We start from the raw sequence: 18,451 nt of genomic DNA, 5'->3' as shown, positions 1-18,451 counted from the left end.
TGGCATGACTGAGACCAATATGAACGGGCAGATTTTCAAGGATTCCGCCGCCGACCGCAGCTTTCGCCCGAAATGGTTCACGGGGCGGCTGTTCGTCTATGGCCTGCTGCTGCTTTGGGCGTTTATCTGTTTGTTTCCAATCTATTGGACGCTGACCACCAGCTTCAAGATGGCGCCGGATGTGATGAAGGGCAATCTGATCCCGTGGTGGGATTTCACCCCGAAATGGCTGGGCTGGAAATCTTTGGGCCTGTCACCCGACACGATTGGCGCCGACAGCACGGTGCGTGATGAGTTCATGAAGCGCTTCACCAATTCCGCGATCACCTCGGTGACATCTTCGGTGCTGGCGGTGATGCTGGGGTCTTTGGCGGCTTACGGGCTGAGCCGATTCAACTATAAATTCCTGTGGATGGGCAATGGCGATATTTCGTTCTTTTTCCTCAGCCAGTTGATCCTGCCGCCGGTGGTTTTGGCTTTGCCAATGCTGGTGTTGTATAAAGAACTGGCGCTGCTGGATACCCGTATCGGCTTGATTTTGCTCTATACTCTGTCGGTGCTGCCGATTGTGATCTGGATCATGCGCGATCAGTTTTCCTCGATTCCGACCGAGTTGGAAGAGGCGGCTTTGGTCGATGGTCTGTCGATCTGGGGGGCGTTTTTCACCATTATCCTGCCGATTGCTTTGCCGGGCATGGTGGCGGCGTTCATCCTGTCACTGGTTTTGACGTGGAATGAATATTTCTTCGCAGCACTGCTGACCTCGACCCATGCCAACACTCTGCCGGTGATGGTGGCGTCGCAGACCGGATCGCAGGGAATTTCGTGGTGGTCGATGGCGGCTTTGTCTTGGGCGGCGATCCTGCCGCTGATCGTGATCGGTATCGTGCTGGAACGCTACATTATCAAGGGCATGGCGGCCGGGGCTATTAAGTAGATGCTGAAGGGGATTGATCGGCATCTGTCTGCGGAGCTGGTGCATGTGCTGATGCTGATGGGGCATGGCGATGATCTGGTGATCTGCGACGTGAACCATCCGGCGGCAACGATTGCCGCCAAGACCGTGCATGGCCGGGTGGTCGATATGGCGGGATGTGATATTCCGACCGGGCTGGCTGCGATTTTGACGTTGCTGCCGCTGGATACGTTTGTCGATGCTCCGGTCGCGCGGATGCAGGCGGTGGGCGATCCGGGCGCAGATATGCCGGTGTTTGGGCTGGTGCAGGCGGTGATTGACGCCGCCGAGGGGCGGGCGGTGCCGATGCAAGCGCTGGAACGGTTTGCGTTTTACGAGGCCGCCGGGCGGGCGTTTGCGATTGTCCGCACCTCTGATCCGGGGCCGTATGGCTGCTTTATCCTGAAGAAGGGCGTGGTGGATTTACCGCGGATTTAGCCTGCGGGCTTGCGCTTTGTGACCACACAAGGAGCCTCCGGCGGGGATATTTTTGCCAAGATGAAACGGATCAGACCCAGACCTGGTTTGGGTCTGGCAGCGGAATAGCCTCCAGCAGGTCGCGGGTATAGGCGGCCTGCGGGTTGGCGAACAGGTCTGCGGTGGCGGCGTTTTCGACGATCTGGCCTTGGTGCAGCACCAGGATGCGGGTGCAGAGGCGGCGGATGACGGAGAGGTCATGGGAGATGAACGCGAGGGTCAGACCAAGATCTTTCACCAGCGTTTCCAGCAGGTTAAGCACTTGCGCTTGGCTGGAGACATCAAGGCCCGAGACGATCTCATCCGCCAGAATGAAATCCGGTTTCAGCGCAATGGCGCGGGCGATGCCGATGCGTTGGCGCTGGCCGCCCGACAATTCATGCGGGTAGCGGGCGGCAAAACTGCGCGGCAGGCCGACGTGATCGAGCGCCTCCAAGGCGCGTTGTTTAGGGTTCGATAGGCCGTGTAACGACAGCGGGGCTGCGATGATTTGGCCGACGCGGTGACGCGGGTTGAGGCTGCTCATCGGATCTTGAAAGATCATCTGAAAGCGCCTGCGCAGCGCGCGCAGGGCGGATTCCGGCAGGTGGGTGATGTCTTGGCCGTCGAATTTGATACTGCCTGCAGAGGGTTCCAGCAGGCGCACCAAGGCGCGGCCAAGGGTGGATTTGCCCGAGCCGGAACCGCCGACGATGCCAAGAATTTCGCCTTTCGGGATGCTGAAGCTGAGGCCTTTCAGAATTTCCAAGCGCGGTGCCGCGCCGATCAGCGGCTTTTGCGTCATATCGGCCAAAGACAGCCGCAAGTTATCAATTTGGTAAAGGTTTGGGGCGTAGGCTTCAGACATGCGCGCTCCTGTCGGATTCTGCGACTTCGGCGCGGGTGGCTGCGATGACTTCCTCGGGCACCGGGGTCAGGCTGCCATCGGGGTCGGTGTATTTTGGGGTCGCGGCCAGCAGGGCGCGGGAATAGGGGTGTTTGGGGGCATGAAAGAAATCAGGCGTGGTGCTGTCTTCCAGCACATAGCCCGCATAAAGCACCGACAGGCTTTGGCAGACTTTCGAGACCACGCCCAGATCGTGGGTGACAAACAGCAAAGCGGTGCCGTGGCGGGCCTGCATCGCGGCGATCAGTTTCAGGATTTGCTTTTGAACGGTGACATCCAGCGCCGTGGTCGGCTCATCCGCGATGATCAATTTGGGCTCGGCAGCAAAAGCCGATGCGATCAGGATGCGTTGGCGCATGCCGCCGGAAAGTTCATGCGGATAGCTGCGCATCACCCGCTCGGGATCAGGGATCTGCACCTCGGCCAAAAGGTCGCGGGCGCGTTTTTCAGCATCGGCGCGGCTCCAGTGCAGGATATCCACCAGACGGTTGGTGATCTGCGGCCCGATGCGGCGCGAGGGGTTCAGTGCGGTCAGCGGGTCTTGCGGGATCAAGGCGCATTTCGCGCCGATCAAGCTGCGGCGCTGCGCCGGGGGCAGGGCCAGCAGATCGGTTCCGTCCAAGATGATCTGACCGCCGCTGATTTCAACCGATTGCGGCAAAGTGCCCAGAATAGCTTTGCCGATCATCGACTTACCCGCCCCGGATTCGCCCACCAGCCCGCGCACCTCGCCGGGCGCCACTTCCAGCGAAACCCGGCGCAGGATCTGATCGGGGCGGCCTTTCAGGCGGGCCGACAGGTTGCGGATCGAAAGATAGCTCATCGCAGCACCGGGTCAAAACGGTCTTTCATGCCTTCGCCCAGTTGCGAAAAGCTGAGGACGGTGAGGAAAAGTGTGACCAGCGGGAAAACAAGCACCCACCAGGCCTGGTGGATCGAGGCGCGGCCTTCGGCGATCATGCCACCCCAGGTTGGATCATCGGTGGAAATCGACAGATTGACGAAAGACAGGATGGCTTCGACGATGATGGCAATTCCCATTTCAAGGGTGAGCAGAACGGTGATGGTGGGCAGCACGTTGGGCAAAATCTCGGCCACCATGGTGGAGAGCCGGGTGCGGCCCGCGACTTGGGCCGAGGCGACGTAATCCATCGCACCTTGGGTCATCGCCTCGGCCCGGATGACGCGGGCAAAGCGGGTCCAGTCGATCACCACGATGGCGATGATGATCGACGTGAGGCCGGGGCCAAGCACGGCGATCAGCAGGATCGAGAACAAAACCGGCGGGAAGGCCATCCAGATATCAATGGCGCGGCTGATCAGGATATCGACCCAGCCGCGCAGAAATCCGGCCAGCAGGCCCATCGTGGCACCGATGATACAGGTGATGCTGCCCGCAACCAGCGCCACGGTCAGCGCCAATCGCGCGCCGTAAAGAATGCGCGACAGCACATCACGACCTAGGGAATCGGTGCCAAGCAGATAGCCGGGCTCGTGGCCCTGCATCCAGAATGGCGGCAACTGACCTAGGAAAAGGTCTTGGGCAAGGGGATCTTTTGGCGCGATCAGCGGGGCAAAAATGGCGGCGAGCGTCAGCAAGGTCAGCCAACTGGCCGAGAGAACCAGCCGCATGGGCAGCTTGCGTTTGATGGTGCTGCGACTGTCAAGCATGGCGCAACCTCGGGTTCAGGGCGGCATAAGTCAGGTCCACCAACAGGTTGACGCCGGTGAAGATCACCGCGAACAGGATCACAATGCCTTGAATCAGCGGCAAATCGCGGTTGACCACCGCATCAATTGCCATGTTGCCAAGGCCTTCGTAGGAAAACAGCCGCTCGATGATCACGGTGCCGCCGATCAGAAAGGTGAATTGCACGCCGACCAAAGTCAGGGTCGGCAGGATGGCATTCGGCAGCGCCTCGCGCAGGATCACATGGGTTTCCGAGTAGCCCTTGGTGCGCGCGAGGGTGACGTAATCCAGATGCATGGTTTCTTTAAGCGATTGTTTAAGAAGTTGGCCGATGATGGCAGCAAGCGGAATCGCAAGGGCGAGGGCGGGCATGAACATGTGAGAGGCGATATCCAGCCAGAGATCAAAGCGCAGGCGGAGGAGGGATTCGGTCAGGTAGAAATTCGTGGTGAAGGGAAGGGGAAGGGATGGTGTGACGCGACCCGAGATGTGAAAGATTGGCATCAAGACGCCAAAGCTGAGGATCAGGATCAACCCCCAGAGGAAATCTGGCACCGACAGCGCCATGCCGTTGCCGATATCAATTGCGGCCTCGGTTTTGCTGCCGCGTAGGCGGGTGCCTGTCAGCGCCATGAAACCACCGATCAGGATGGCGATGCACAAAGCCATCACCGACAGCTCCAGCGTCGCGGGCAGGCGGCTGAGCACCAGTTGCAACACCGGCTGTTTGGTGGTGATCGAGGTGCCAAAATCCCCCTGCGCCACACCGGACAGCCAGATCAGGAATTGCTGCGGGATGGTTTTATCAAGGCCGTAAAGTGCTGTCAGTCGGGCCACGTCGGCCTCGGTCGCGCCCGGAGGCAGCATCATGGCGATGGGGTTGCCAGGCACCACGCGGATGACAAAGAACACAATCACCGCCACGCCGATCAGCGTGATCAGGGTGGTGCATAATCGGAGAAGCACCGATTGGAGGAATTGCATAGACGGGGTCTTCCTTGGTGGGCGATGCAGGGGTCAAACGGTTTCGGTTGCGTTTGCAGGGCAGAAACATCCCGCGGCGGGCTGGGGAACCAAAGTCCCCCAACCCGTGGCAGGATAGGTAAACGAAATCAGCCTGCTCAGGCCCGCTTCATCAGATGGGGCAACAGCGCACCCGAAGCATGCGGCGTGACCACCACGCCCGGCGCCGACAGGATCGGCTGCACATATTGCAGCAGCGGGATCACCAAAGCGTTTTCGGCGATATAGGCGTCAACCTTCTTCCAACCGTCAATGCGCTTGGCCTCGTCGGCCTCACCCCAGAGCGGGCCAATCATGTCGATCAGATCCTTGCCGTCCCAAACCGAATGCGGCGAGGGGCCGAACATCGCAAACCCCGTCGAGGTGGTAGGATCACCCACCGAATTGCCCCAGTTGTAGAAGGCGGCGGGGGCGAGTTGATCGGCGGCGCGCAACTCGTAATGCTTGGCGATCTCGTAGATTTCGATCTCGGCCTCGATCCCGACTTTGCGCCAGAGGCCGACGATGGCCTGGATCATCTCATAATCCTTGGGCTTGAAGCCCTTGGTGGTCTGAATCTTGAACTTCACAGGATTATCAACGGAATAGCCCGAGTCTGCCAGCAGCTTGACCGCCAGATCGGGATCGTAAGGCACTTTGATGCTGGCGTCGTAAGCGTCGTATTCCGGGGTTTCCAGCGTATCAATCGCCACGCCGTAACCCTTCAACAGACGGTCGATGATAGTCTGCTTGTCGATGGCATGGGCGGCGGCCTTGCGCACGTTCGGGTCAAGCATGACGTCAATATCATTGAGGAAAATCATGCCGATATCCGACACGGGCGCCACGGTGCCGGTCAGCGTGGCTTTCAGACGGTCGTATTCCTCGTAGGGCACTTCCAGCGTGACATGAGAGTTGCCGGATTCCACCTCGGCCACGCGGGCGGCGGCGTCGGTGACGAATTTGATGGTGACGGTTTCAAACTCCGGCTTGCCGCCCCAGTAGTTGGCATTGGCTTTCAGCCGCACGAAGGCGTCGCGTTCGAATTTTTCCACCATGTAGGGGCCGGAACCAATCGGGGCGGCCTCAAAGCCCTCAGCGCCGACCTTTTCGTAATAGGCTTTCGGCAGCACATAGCCGGTCAGGAAATACATCCATTTGAAGATGGTGGGGTCGAATTGCGCGACATCGGCCAGCACCTTGTTGCCTTCAACGCGGTGGTTTTTCAGCGTGCCCCAGACGAATTGGATCGGGCTGCCGGTGGCGGGATCGGCCACACGCGCAAGGCTCCACGCGACATCCTCGGCGGTCAAGGGCGAGCCGTCGTGCCATGTCACGCCATCGCGGACGGTCATCCAGACTTGGGTTTTATCCTCGTTCCAGCCCCATTCGGTCAGAATGCCGGGGGCAGGTTTCAGATCGGGCTGTTGCAGGATGTATTGGTCGAACACCGATTGGTAGATGCCTTGGATCGTCGGATTGACCGCCGAAGGGCCGGTGGTCGGATCCCAAGCGGGTAGGTTGACGTTATAGGCGATCACCAGTTCTTCGATGGCTTGCGCGCGGGCGGGCAGGCTGAAGGCGGCCAATGACACGGTGGCGGCGGAAAGTTGTAAAAGCGCACGACGGTTGAGTTTCATAGCAATTCCCTGAGGTTATGGTTGAAGCCGGGGTTATTTCCCGGTCAGTTTTTGGGCGAGAAGATAGCCTGAGCCAGCCCCCAGCCCCGCGCCGGGCCAAACGGCGGCCCCGGTCAGGTGCAGGTTCTGGACCGGGGTAGAACCGTCCGCATATCCGCGCACGGGGCGGAACAGAAAGTTCTGCGCAAGGTGATGGCTGCCGCAAATCTGATCGCCGCCGACCAGATTGGGGTTGTCGGATTCGAGTTCGGTCGGCGGCACGATACGCTTGGCAAGGATTTTGGCCTGGGTGCCGGGGGCATAGGCCTCCAGAATATCCAGCGCACGTTGGGCAAAGGGTTCAGCGGCTTCAGCCCAATCTTTCGCCGCAATTTCTCCCTTGGCATCGCCGTTGATCACGCCGGGGGCCATGCGGATTTGCAACCAAAGCGTGTGCTGGCCGGCGGGCGCGCGGGAGGGGTCAACCGTGGTCGGCTGGCCCACAACAAGGATCGGCTCATCCGGCAAAAGACCTGCTTGCGCCTGTTGATAGGTGCGCGCCATCTGGTCCAGACTGGGGGCGATGTGGACATAGGCGAAAGATTTCAGATCGTTACCCGCCTTCCAATCCGGCAGATCGGATAAAGCCAGATGCACCATCATCGTGCCGGGGGCATGGGCGAAGGCGGCCAGTTTGGCGTCAAAATCGCTGGTGGTCCCGGTCAAACGCGGCAAAGCACGGGGTGCTACATTGGCGATCACCGCGCGACGGGCGGTGATTTCGCGGCCATCTGCCAGTAGAAGCCCGGTGGCTTTGCCATTGCTGTGCAGGATGCGGGCGACGGTTTGCCCGGTTTCAATCTGCCCGCCGCGCGCGTTGATCGCGGCTGTCAGGGCGCGGATAATGATATCCGAGCCGCCCTTGCCCAAAACCATGCCAAAAGCTTGCCCCGCCATACCCTCCAGATAGGGAAACAGTGCACCGCCCGCGACATCGGGGGCGAAATCGAGATGCATGCCCCATGCGCCGAGCATGGCTTGAACCTTTGGTGACTCGAAAGTTTGCGTGAGCCATTGGCGGGGCGATTGCAGCAAGAATCTGGTCATATCCAGCGTGCCGCCTAGCCCCTTTGCGCGCAGTGTTTTGAACCCGAAATATGCAAGCGCACGCAATTTCATCCGTGCGCCGAGAAGGCCGAACAGATGCGGTGCTTCGGTTGGAAAGCGCGCGCATAGCTTGTCCCATGTGGTGGCATCCGCTTGGGACAGCTTTGCGATGCGGGCGCGGGTGGCACTGGCATCGGTAGAGACCCCGCACCAAGTGCCATCGGGGAATACAGAGGCGAAGGGGTTGGAAACAGGCGCAAATTCTAGCCCATGTTGCGCCAATTCCGCGCCATAGGCCTTCATAAACGGTGATCCGGCGAACAAGGACAGGTTCATCGCCGCCCAATCATGCTGAAAGCCTGGCAGCGTATAGGCACCGGATTTGGCCGCGCCACCGGCCACCGCAGCCTGTTCAAACACGGCGACTTTCCAGCCAGAGGCGGCCAGATGCAGGGCAGAGGCAAGGCTATTATGGCCCGCGCCGATGAAGACCGCGTCGTAACTTTCGGACATATTTCGCTCCGGTTGACTTAAGGATATTTGCAAATGCATTTAATTCTGTCTAGTCTTATTCCGTAAGGCGGGGCAGCCGCCGTAATCAGGGAGATAGCGATGAGTTCAGCTGATGTGTTGGCCGGTCTGGCCGGAATGCTCGCCTCGGGCGGGGTGGAAGTCGTCGATTGCACCGGGGTTCTGGGGCCGAACACGCCGCTGTTGAAACTGCCGCCGGATTTCGCAAAGGACACCCCCGCGATCGAGATTCACCGGATTTCGGAATATGACGCCGATGGCCCGTTCTGGGCGTGGAACTGGCTGAAGGTTGGGGAGCATTCCGGCACGCATTTCGATGCGCCGCATCACTGGATCACCGGCAAGGACTATGCCGACGGTTATACCGACACGTTGCCAGTACAGCGCTTGGTTGCCCCGGTTAACGTTTTGGATTTCGCGGCGGAGTGCGGTGCCAACCCGGATTTCCTGCTGACGATTGAACATGTGAAGGCTTGGGAGGCCAAGCATGGCGCGATTGGCGCGGGCGAGTGGGTGGTTTTGCGCAGCGATTGGGACAAGCGCAGCCATGACGAAGCGCTGTTCCTGAACGCCAATGAAACCGGGCCGCACACGCCGGGGCCAACCGCCGAGGTCATCGAGTATCTGATTTCAAAGAGAATTGTTGGCTGGGGCAGCCAGTGTATCGGCACCGATGCGGGCCAGGCCGGGGGTATGACGCCGCCGTTCCCGGCGCATAACCTGCTGCACAAGAACAACTGCTACGGGCTGGCATCCTTGGCCAATCTGGACCGTCTGCCTGCCAAGGGCGCAATTCTGATTGCGGCACCGTTGAAGATTGAGAACGGCACCGGCAGCCCGATCCGGGCTTTGGCGCTGGTGGCGCGTTAACCAATGGCCGCCGATCTGGGGAAATTCGATCACATCATCATCGGCTCGGGGATCAACGGGCTGGTGGCGGCCAGCATGCTCGCGCTGAAAGGCGCGCGCGTGCTGGTATTGGAGCGGGAAGATCGGATCGGCGGCTGTCTTTTGACGGATGAAATCACCTTGCCGGGGTTTCATCATGACGTGATGGCGGCGACCTTTGTGCTGTTCATGACCTCTCCCGCAGGGGCGGCTTTGGGACCGCATCTGGCGAAGCATGGTTTTGAATATTGCCATACGCCGCATCCGACGGCGGTGTTGCGGCCGGATGGGACATCACTGGTTTTGACGATGGATGCGGCGCAGAATCTGCGTGCTTTCAATGCGTTGTCGGCAGGTGACGGCGATCAGCACGCAGCCGATGTCGGCGGTATCGCGGCGGATGCGCCGTTTCTATTCGCGCTGCTGGGCGGCAATTTGTGGTCTTGGGCCACGGCGAAACTGTTGTTTGGGCAGGTGAGGAAGCGCGGCTTGCGCGGTCTTGCGGCTTGGATGGGCAGCGCTTTGACCCCCGCGCGGGGCTGGTTGCAAAGCAATTATCAAAGCCCGCTGGTGCAGGCGTTGTGGGCGCCTTGGGTGCTGCATTGTGGGCTGACGCCCGAGTCGGCCTATTCGGCGCAGATGGGCAAAGTGATCGCCTTCGCACTGGAGGCGGCGGGTGCGCCGATCTCGAAAGGCGGCGCGGGGCAGGCGGCTTTGGCGTTTCGGCGGTTGATTGAGGCGCAGGGTGGGGTGATCCGCACCAGCGCGGAGGTTGAGAAAATCACCACGCGCGACGGTCGCGTGACGGGCGTGCGGCTGGCGGGAGGCGAGGAAATTGCTTGCGGGTCGGTGCTGGCTTCGGTTGCGCCGGGGCAGTTGTATGGGCGGCTGTTGGATGTGAACCTGCCGGAAGATCAGGCGGCGGTGCGGCAGTTTCGGCATGGCCGTGGCAACTTTCAGTTGCACTATGCGTTGGATCGAGCGCCTGAATGGTTAACAGCTGGTTTGGACGATGTGGCGCTGATTCACTTGGCCGATGGCGTGGATTCGGTGTCGAAATCCGCCAATGAGGCCGAGCGCGGCATGCTGCCTGCGACGCCGACAATCTGCGTTGGTCAGCCGCATCGACTGGACCCAAGCCGCTGCCCGGAAGGAAAGGCGATTCTGTGGTTGCAGATCCCTGATGCGCCGCGTGTGATCAAGGGCGATGCAGGTGGCGAGATTGCAGCGCAGGATTGGGACGCGGCGCGCGAGACGTTTGCGGATCGGATTGAGGCTATTTTATCGCGCTATATCAAGGGTTTCGATAAGATCAAACTGGCCCGCCGTGCCTATTCCCCCGCCGACCTGCAACGGATGAATTGCAACCTCGTCGGCGGCGATCCCTATGGCGGGGCATGCAGCATTGACCAGTTTTTCATCTGGCGACCCTTCGCGCATTCGACCAATGGCGTAGGACCAGTGCGCGGTTTGATCCATATCGGGGCCTCGACACATCCGGGGCCGGGCTTGGGCGGCGGGTCGGGTTTCAACGCGGCGAAGAGGTTGGGCGCATGAGTGACGAGACACCGATTGTGCCGCGTTTGGGGGAGATTGGGTTAACCAACTTTGCCCCCTATCTGATGAACCGCATCATGGGGCGTTACAATGCCAGCTTGCGCGAGGAAATGGCCGATCTGGGGCTTTCGACGCCAAAAATGCGCGCACTCGCGGTGCTTTCGGTGGTGGAAGGTCCGCTGATCCGGGAACTTGCGATCTATACCGTGGTGGATCCCTCTACCCTGAGTCGCAGCTTGGACCAGTTGCAGGCCGATGGGTTGATCCGGCGCGAGGTTGACAGTGCCGACAGCCGCGCGGTGCGGGTGTTCATCACCGATGCCGGACGCAGCACGTTTGAGTCGCTCTGGCCGCATATGGCGAAAGCTCAGGCGCGGATGTTCAGGGGCATTCCCGAGGCTGAACGGCAGGCCTTCACCGCTACCCTTCAGAAAATGCTGACAAATATCAGAAAGCACGAGATTTAGATGGCAGAGCGTTCTTTCAAGGCCGAAGTTGAAGACCTGCGTCTGGGCGCGGGCGAAACCTTCACCGGCGAGGGGATATTGGCGCTGACCAAGGCGCTGCTGGAAAACGGTGTCGCCTATGTCGGCGGCTATCAGGGCGCGCCGATCTCGCATCTGATGGATGTTCTGGCCGATGCACAGGATCTTCTGGGCGAGTTGGGCGTGCGGTTTGAAGCCAATGCGAATGAAGCGGCGGCGGCGGCGATGCTGGCGGCCTCGGTGCACTACCCGATGCGCGGGGCGGTGACGTTCAAAGGGTCGGTCGGGGTCAATGTGGCGTCGGATGCTTTGGCGAATTTGGCCTCATCTGGCGTGACGGGCGGCGCTTTGGTGATTGTGGGCGAAGATTACGGCGAGGGCTCCAGCATTATGCAGGAGCGCACCCATGCTTTTGCGATGAAATCGCAGTTCTGGCTGCTCGATCCGCGCCCGAACCTGCCCTCGATTGTGCAGGCGGTGTCAGATGGGTTTGAACTTTCCGAGGTCAGCAATACCCCGGTGATGCTGATGGTGCGGATCCGGTCGTGTCATGTCACCGGATCGTTCCAGACGCGCGACAATCAGCGCCCGAAGCTGACGGTGAAGGACGCTTTGTCGAACCCACGCAGTGATTTCGCACGGGTGGTTTTGCCGCCGATGTCTTTCGCGCATGAGCAGGACAAGGTGAAAAACCGCTGGCCTGCGGCGGAGAAATTCATCCGTGAGCGGGCATTGAATGAACGTTTTGGCCCCTCGGATTCCGACTTCGGCATCGTGGTGCAGGGCGGGATGTACAACACGCTGATCCGCGCGCTGCAACGGCTGGGATTGGCAGATATTTACGGCACCTCGGACGTGCCGATCTATGTGCTCAACGTCACTTACCCGCTGATATCGGCTGAGTTTCTGGAGTTCTGCGCTGGCAAGGATCATGTGCTGGTGATCGAGGAAGGCCAGCCGGAGTTTATCGAAACCCAGCTTGGCAGCTTTCTCTATCGTGCGGAATCCGCGGTGAAACTGCATGGCAAGGGTCTGTTTCCGCAAGCCGGGGAATATACCGGGGCGGTGATGCTGGAGGCGGTGACGGGGTTCTTGAAAACCGCAGCACCCGCGATGCTGGCGGCGGTGGTGCGTGCCCCGAATATCGACCGGCCTGCAATTCCTGACCTGTCGAAAACCGTGCCGATCCGCCCGCCTGGGTTCTGCACCGGCTGCCCAGAGCGCCCCATTTTTGCGGCGATGAAGCTGGTGGAAAAGGAACTCGGCAAGCACCAGATCGCTGCCGATATTGGCTGCCATTTGTTCGCAAGCCTGCCGCCGTTCGAGATTGGCGGGGCGACGATGGGCTACGGCCTTGGCCCTGCGGCGAATGCGGCCTTTGATGGTGGCGGCGAACGGCGCCCGGTGGCGATCATCGGCGATGGCGGGTTTTGGCACAACGGATTGAGCTCGTCGTTTACCAATATGGCGTTCAATAAATCCGATGGCGTGGCGATTGTGGTCGACAATTTCTACTCGGCGGCGACGGGCGGGCAGGACGTGATGTCAAGTCGCGCGGACAATGCGACGAAGGCCACGAAGAACCCGATTTCGAAAGCGCTGAACGGCATCGGCATTGATTGGGTGCGCCAGATTGACCACACCTATGACGTGAAAAAGATGCGCGACACCATTCGCGAGGCGCTGACGACAGATGCGCCGGGGCCGAAGGTGATTGTGGCCTCATCCGAGTGTATGCTGAACAAACAGCGCCGCGAAAAGCCGCTGCGTGCGGCGGCGATCAAACAGGGGCGCCGGGTCGATGTGCCGCGTTTTGGCATTGATGAGGCGGTTTGCACCGGCGATCACGCCTGTATCCGGTTGTCGGGGTGTCCGTCTTTGTCATTGAAAAAGCTGGATGATCCGCTGCGTGATGATCCGGTGGCCTCGATTGACCAATCCTGCGTTGGCTGCGGCAACTGTGGTGAGGTCGCTGACGCGGCGGTGCTGTGCCCCAGCTTTTACCGCGCCGATGTGGTGCATAATCCAAGCGCGTTTGAGAAGCGTTTGGCTGGGTTCCGCGCACGGGCGATCGGCTGGCTGCAACGGCGACGCGACGCGAAACGCTTGGTATTTGGGGGTGCGGCATGAGTTTGCAACAGGCAATCCCTTTGGGCGGCAAAGGCATGGACGGCGTGATCAAACTCGCACTTTTGGCGGTGGGCGGGCAGGGCGGCGGCGTGCTGACAGGCTGGATCGAGGCTGTGGCGCGGGCGAATGGCTATGTTTGTCAGGCGACCTCGGTGGCCGGGGTGGCGCAGCGGACGGGCGCTACGGTTTACTATGTGGAGATGGCCCCAGCTGGCCCGCGCGCGCCGGTGTTCTCGCTGATGCCAGCGGCGGGCGATGTCGATATCATGGTCACGGCCGAGATGATGGAGGCTGGCCGCTCGATCATGCGGGGCTTTGTGACGCCGGATCGCACGACCTTGATCACCTCGACGCATCGCGCGCTGGCGGTCAGTGAAAAGATGGTGCCGGGCGATGGCATTGCCTCGTCTGATGAGGTGATTGCAGCGGCGGAAGTGGCGGCGCGCCGGTTTATTGCCGCAGATTTCGACGCGCTGGCGATTGCCCAAGGCTCGGTGATTTCGGCCAGCCTGTTTGGCGCGCTGGCGGGGGCCGAGGTGCTGCCTTTCCCGCGGGAAGCGTTTGAGGCGGCGATTAAATCGGGGGGCAAAGGGGCGGAGGCCTCGTTGCGGGCCTTTGCTGCAGGGTATGCTGCGGCGCAGGGACCGGTGACGATGCCGGTGGTTGCGGTGGCACAGAAGATGGCTCCGGTTGGGTCGGCGCGGTTGGTGGCTGCGTGGCAGTCGCTGGTGGATCGGGCGGGGCGGATGCCGGAAGCGGTGGCCGAGATGGCGGTGCTGGGCCTGCGCAAGGTCGTGGAGTTTCAGGATCTGGCCTATGGTGCGGGCTATCTGGAGCGGGTCGAGGCGGTGCTTTCGCGGGACCGCGCGCCGTTTGAATTGACGCGGCAGGCGGCGAAGTATGTGGCCAACGCGATGGCCTATGATGATGTGATCCGGGTGGCCGATTTGAAAACGCGCGCGGGGCGGGCGGAGCGGATTGCGCTTGAGATGGGCGCGAAGGCTGGCAATGTGGTGCAGCTGACCGAGTTTTTGCATCCTCGGGCCGAGGAGATTGTCGGGCTGTTTCCGGCGCGCTTGGGTGCGAAGCTGGAGGCCAGCCCGATCTGGATGGCGCGGTTGGATCGCTGGTTCAACAAGGGGCGTCGGATGCGGACGGACAGCCTGCGGGCTTACCTGATGCTGTATGTTTTGGGCGGCATGAAGCGGCGGCGGTTGGGGTCGCTGCGGCACGCGCATGAGGTGGCGCATCTGGAGGCTTGGCTTGCGGTGGCACTGGGGTATTTGCCTGCCAACTATGATCTCGCGGTTGAGGTGATCCGGTGCAGGCGGCTGGTGAAGGGCTATTCGGACACCCATGCGCGCGGGCTCTCGAAGTTTGATCGGGTGCTGCAGGGGATCGCTTTGGTGGCGGGGCGGGCCGATGCGGCGGATTGGGCGCGGCGGCTGCGGGAGGCGGCTTTGATGGATGAGGAAGGCAAGGCCTTGGATGGGGCTTTGGCGACGGTGCGAAGTTTCGCCTGAGGGTGGTCCCAACTCGGGACCTTTTAATATTGTTTATTTTCAATGACTTGATATTGTGCCATTAAGGGATTTTTAACGTTTCTTCTGGCTGAAATCTATGGAGCCTCCGGCGGGAGTATTTCGAATAGAGCAATTCCAAGAGTCCCCGCCTCTAGTAGCTCTTTCTGAAATACTCCCGCCGGAGGCTCTGTCATTAACGTCCAGCACACCAGCTCAGAACCGGACAGCGGCAGCTGCGGTCGAGCGGGGCCTCGATGGCCTCCGAGACCGCCGCTGGTTCTGGGTTACTCTGCTGCCAGTCCCGGCATCCGTTGCAGCGGCCTTTCGCCTTGCTCGGCTTCCAAAGCGGCAATCCGCGCTTCCAGCATCTCTGGTGAAGCGGCTTCGAACTCCGGCTCTTTTGGCCCGATGATGCCGCGGAACGCGCGCGCGATCAGCCGCGAGAGGTCATCCATGATCAGATAGAACGACGGCACCACCACCAGGCTGAGCACGGTGGAGACGATGATGCCGCCGATCACCGCTGTGGCCATCGGCGCGCGGAAGGCACCGCCTTCGCCGACGCCCAGCGCCGAGGGCAGCATGCCTGCCGACATCGCAATCGAGGTCATCACGATCGGTTGCGCGCGTTTGTGCCCGGCTTCGATGATCGCTTCCAGCCGCCCCATGCCGTGCCGGCGCATCTCGATCACGAAATCCACCAGCAGGATGGCATTTTTGGTGACGATCCCCATCAGCATCAGAATACCGATCAGCACCGGCATCGACAAAGCCGAATTGGTCAGGATCAGCGCTGCCGCGACGCCACCAATCGCCAAGGGCAGCGACAGCATGATGGTGAAGGGCTGGATCACGGATTTGAACAGCATGAACAGCACGGTCAGCACCAGCATCAGCCCCATCAGCATCGCATTGCCAAAGCTTGCGAACAGCTCGGTCTGCACCTCGGCATCGGCAGATTCCTTCACCACCACGCCCGGCGGCAGTTTCGTTGCCGCCACAATCTCTGCCAGCCGCGTGCTGGCGGTGCCCAGTGCCACGCCAACGGGCAGCGAGGCGCCAATCGTTGCTTGCCGCTGACGGTTCAGCCGTTTGACCACCGAGGGGCCTTCGCCGATCACGATATCAGCCACCGCCGACAGCGGCACCGTGGCGCCGGTATTGGTGGTCAGTTTGGTCGCCGCGATGCGGTTCATATCCTCGCGTGAGGCATTGGCGAGTTGCACCCGGATCGGGATCAGCCGGTTGTCGATGGCGAGATTGGCCAGCGACACATCCAGATCGCCAATCGTCGCCACCCGCACCGTGGTGGCTATGTCTTGCGTGGTGATGCCCAGACGGGCTGCTTCTTCGGCACGCGGGGTGATCTGCACCTCGGGACGTGGCAAAGCGCCTTCGGAGCTGACATCGGCGAGCAAGGGCTCTGCTCGCAGCGCTGACTCCAGCGCCGCCGTCGCGGTGTTCAGATCGGCTTCCGAGCTGGCCAGAATCGAATAGGCAATGTCGCGCTCGCCACGGTCATTCAGTTTGAAGGCGCGAATATCGGGGACAGAAGCGAGGCTCTTGAAAATCTCGGCCTCGATGACGTTTTGCGGTACGGTGCGGCCGTGGTTTTCCTTCTGAGGCACCAGCGCACCCAGCAGCGGGATTGATCGCCCAAGTTGCGACAGCTTCAGCAGCAGGCTGTGGTCCAGCTTGACCAAAGTCACCGTCACCGAAGCCCGGCGCACGTCAAGATCCCCCTTGGGTGAGGCCCCACCGATCACGAACACATTCTCGACCCAAGCCACATCCTTGATATGGTCGCGGATCTCGGCGGTGGTCTTGTCTGTTTCCGCCAAGGTCGATCCCGGCGGCAGTTCGACCGAGATCGAGATCCGGCTGACATCTTCCGGCGGCAGGAACGAGCCCGGCACCTGCACCATGAAGTAGATCGACACGATCAGCACGCCAATCGCCGTCATCAGGGTGAAGTAATAGGCCGGAAAGCGGCGGAAGCGGCCGGATTTGGTTTTCGGCAGGAAGGGCAGCGGCAGCCCGCCCTGAATGGTGGTTTTCACCATCCGCAGATAGTTGCGCATGAAAAAGCCGTCCTGCTCGCCCTCATGATGGCCGACATTGGCATCCTTGGCGCTCATCAGGTAGGCCGCCATCATCGGGGTGATCAGGCGGGCCACCAGCAGCGAGAACGCCACGGCAATCGCCACCGTCAACCCGAATTGTCGGAAATACTGCCCCGGTATGCCACCCATGAACGAGACTGGCATGAACACCGCGATGATCGTCGCGGTGGTGGCCATCACCGCCAGACCAATCTCATCGGCAGCCTCGATCGCGGCGCGATACGGCGTTTTGCCCATGCGGATGTGCCGCGCGATATTCTCGATCTCGACAATCGCATCGTCGACCAGAATCCCGGTCGCCAAGGTCACCGCCAGGAAGGACACCAGGTTCAGCGAGAATCCCAGCATATCCATCGCCCAGAACGTCGGGATCGCCGACAGGGGCAAAGCGACGGCGGTGATCAGCGTCGCACGCCAGTTGCGCAGGAAGGCCAGCACCACCAGCACCGCGAGCAACGCGCCTTCCAGCAGCGTGTGCAGTGCGGATTCGTAGTTGCCATAGGTGTAGAACACCGTCTCATCGACCAGCTTGATCCCCACATTCGGATAGTCGGCGCGGATCTGGTCCAGCGTCTGGTTGACGGTTTCCGCCACCGAGACCTCAGACGCCCCCTTGGCGCGGAACACCGAGAAGGTCACAACCTGCTCGCCATTCAGCCGCGAAAAGCTGCGCAGTTCCTTGAAGCTGTCCTGCACATCGCCCAGATCCGACAGCCGCACATGCCGCCCAGACGGCAGCGCAATCGTGGTGCCCGCCAGCCCCTGCACGGTGCCCGCATCGCCCAAGGTGCGGATCGCCTGTTCCCCCGCGCCAATCTCCGAGCGCCCCGAGCCAAGGTTGGTGTTGGTCGCGCGCACCTGTGCGTTCACCGACGCTGCCGAGATGCCAAAGCTGTTCAGCTTCACCGGGTCCAGCGCCACCAGAATCTCGCGATCCGCACCGCCAAAGCGATCAATCCGGCCCACACCGGGGCGGCCTTGCAAGCCCCGCACCACCACGTCATCAACGAACCACGACACCTCTTCGATGGTCATATCGGGGGCCGAAACCGCGAAGGTCATGATCGCGTTGCCTTCAACGTCGATCTTCGTCACCTTCGGCGTGTCCACCGCGGCGGGCAGCTTGCTCCGCACCCGGTCAACCGCGTCTTTCACATCCTGCAAGGCTTTGTCGGTCGGCACTTCCATGCGGAATTCCACCGCCGAGGTGGATTGGCCATCCACCACGGTCGAGGTGATGTTCTTCACCCCGGTGATGCCCGCCACCGCATCCTCAATGATCTTGGTGACTTGGGTTTCCATCTCGGCAGGTGCTGTGCCCGCTTGCGTGACGGTCACGGCGATCACCGGCACGTCGATGTTCGGAAACCGGGTGATCGGCAGCGCGTTGAACGACTGCCAGCCCAGCACCATCAGGATAAAAAACGCCAGGATCGGCGCGAGGGGGTTTCGGATCGACCAGGCTGAAAAGTTCATCG

At 61.0% G+C, this 18,451-nt stretch carries 14 protein-coding genes; 7 read left to right on the top strand and 7 right to left on the bottom strand.

The genetic code is table 11. From position 1 onward, the window contains the following. The first annotated feature begins 4 nt into the window (after positions 1 to 4). Both U1A24_RS02560 and U1A24_RS02555 read left to right on the top strand, forming a co-directional pair. Entirely contained in the window at positions 5 to 937 is a 933-nt protein-coding gene (locus tag U1A24_RS02560) for a carbohydrate ABC transporter permease (protein ID WP_322320426.1), read from the top strand. After that, positions 938 to 1,393: an RbsD/FucU family protein gene (locus tag U1A24_RS02555; protein WP_322320425.1), complete on the top strand. Its 456-nt coding sequence runs from the start codon at positions 938 to 940 to the stop codon at positions 1,391 to 1,393. A 70-nt stretch (positions 1,394 to 1,463) separates the two neighbouring features. On the opposite strand, the gene U1A24_RS02550 is transcribed toward U1A24_RS02555, so the two are convergent. The 6 genes from U1A24_RS02550 to U1A24_RS02525 all read right to left on the bottom strand — a co-directional run bounded on the left by U1A24_RS02550 (position 1,464) and on the right by U1A24_RS02525 (position 8,249). Then, on the bottom strand, positions 1,464 to 2,279 hold the full coding sequence (locus tag U1A24_RS02550; protein WP_322320424.1) for an ABC transporter ATP-binding protein: 816 nt from the start codon (positions 2,277 to 2,279) through the stop codon (positions 1,464 to 1,466). Beyond that, entirely contained in the window at positions 2,272 to 3,141 is an 870-nt protein-coding gene (locus tag U1A24_RS02545; protein WP_322320423.1) for an ABC transporter ATP-binding protein, read from the bottom strand. The genes U1A24_RS02550 and U1A24_RS02545 overlap by 8 nt, the downstream gene beginning before the upstream one ends. Next, entirely contained in the window at positions 3,138 to 3,950 is an 813-nt protein-coding gene (locus U1A24_RS02540; protein ID WP_322320422.1) for an ABC transporter permease, read from the bottom strand. The genes U1A24_RS02545 and U1A24_RS02540 overlap by 4 nt, the downstream gene beginning before the upstream one ends. Positions 3,951 to 3,981: 31 nt before the next feature. Then, positions 3,982 to 4,992, bottom strand: a complete 1,011-nt coding sequence (locus U1A24_RS02535) for an ABC transporter permease (protein WP_322320421.1) — start codon at positions 4,990 to 4,992, stop codon at positions 3,982 to 3,984. 137 nt (positions 4,993 to 5,129) lie between these two features. Further along, entirely contained in the window at positions 5,130 to 6,650 is a 1,521-nt protein-coding gene (locus U1A24_RS02530) for an ABC transporter substrate-binding protein (protein ID WP_322320420.1), read from the bottom strand. A gap of 33 nt (positions 6,651 to 6,683) precedes the next feature. Next, positions 6,684 to 8,249, bottom strand: a complete 1,566-nt coding sequence (locus U1A24_RS02525; protein WP_322320419.1) for an NAD(P)/FAD-dependent oxidoreductase — start codon at positions 8,247 to 8,249, stop codon at positions 6,684 to 6,686. 99 nt (positions 8,250 to 8,348) lie between these two features. On the opposite strand from U1A24_RS02525, the gene U1A24_RS02520 reads away from it, so the two are divergent. From U1A24_RS02520 to U1A24_RS02500, 5 genes are read left to right on the top strand one after another with little or no spacing between them, the layout of a single operon-like run. Next, the gene (locus U1A24_RS02520; RefSeq protein ID WP_322320418.1) at positions 8,349 to 9,137 is read left to right on the top strand and encodes a cyclase family protein; all 789 of its coding nucleotides are present in this window, start codon (positions 8,349 to 8,351) and stop codon (positions 9,135 to 9,137) included. Positions 9,138 to 9,140: 3 nt separating this feature from the next. Further along, a complete protein-coding gene (locus U1A24_RS02515) occupies positions 9,141 to 10,712 on the top strand; it encodes an NAD(P)/FAD-dependent oxidoreductase (protein ID WP_322320417.1) in 1,572 nt (523 codons plus the stop codon). Then, on the top strand, positions 10,709 to 11,179 hold the full coding sequence (locus U1A24_RS02510; RefSeq protein WP_322320416.1) for a MarR family transcriptional regulator: 471 nt from the start codon (positions 10,709 to 10,711) through the stop codon (positions 11,177 to 11,179). The genes U1A24_RS02515 and U1A24_RS02510 overlap by 4 nt, the downstream gene beginning before the upstream one ends. After that, positions 11,180 to 13,327, top strand: coding sequence for an indolepyruvate ferredoxin oxidoreductase subunit alpha (locus U1A24_RS02505; RefSeq protein ID WP_322320415.1), 2,148 nt, complete (start codon positions 11,180 to 11,182; stop codon positions 13,325 to 13,327). Further along, positions 13,324 to 14,850, top strand: a complete 1,527-nt coding sequence (locus U1A24_RS02500) for an indolepyruvate oxidoreductase subunit beta family protein (RefSeq protein ID WP_322320414.1) — start codon at positions 13,324 to 13,326, stop codon at positions 14,848 to 14,850. The genes U1A24_RS02505 and U1A24_RS02500 overlap by 4 nt, the downstream gene beginning before the upstream one ends. Positions 14,851 to 15,134: 284 nt before the next feature. Here the strand turns inward: U1A24_RS02500 and U1A24_RS02495 are convergent, their stop codons facing one another. After that, positions 15,135 to 18,449 (bottom strand): efflux RND transporter permease subunit, encoded by a 3,315-nt coding sequence (locus U1A24_RS02495; protein WP_322320413.1) that lies wholly within the window; start codon positions 18,447 to 18,449, stop codon positions 15,135 to 15,137. Between the last annotated feature and the right edge of the window lie 2 nt (positions 18,450 to 18,451).

Source organism: Cypionkella sp. (assembly GCF_034376685.1).
Classification (GTDB): Bacteria; Pseudomonadota; Alphaproteobacteria; order Rhodobacterales; family Rhodobacteraceae; genus Cypionkella.
The sequence above is the reverse complement of the archived record's forward strand: the minus strand, read 5'-3'. Positions and strand labels throughout refer to the sequence as shown.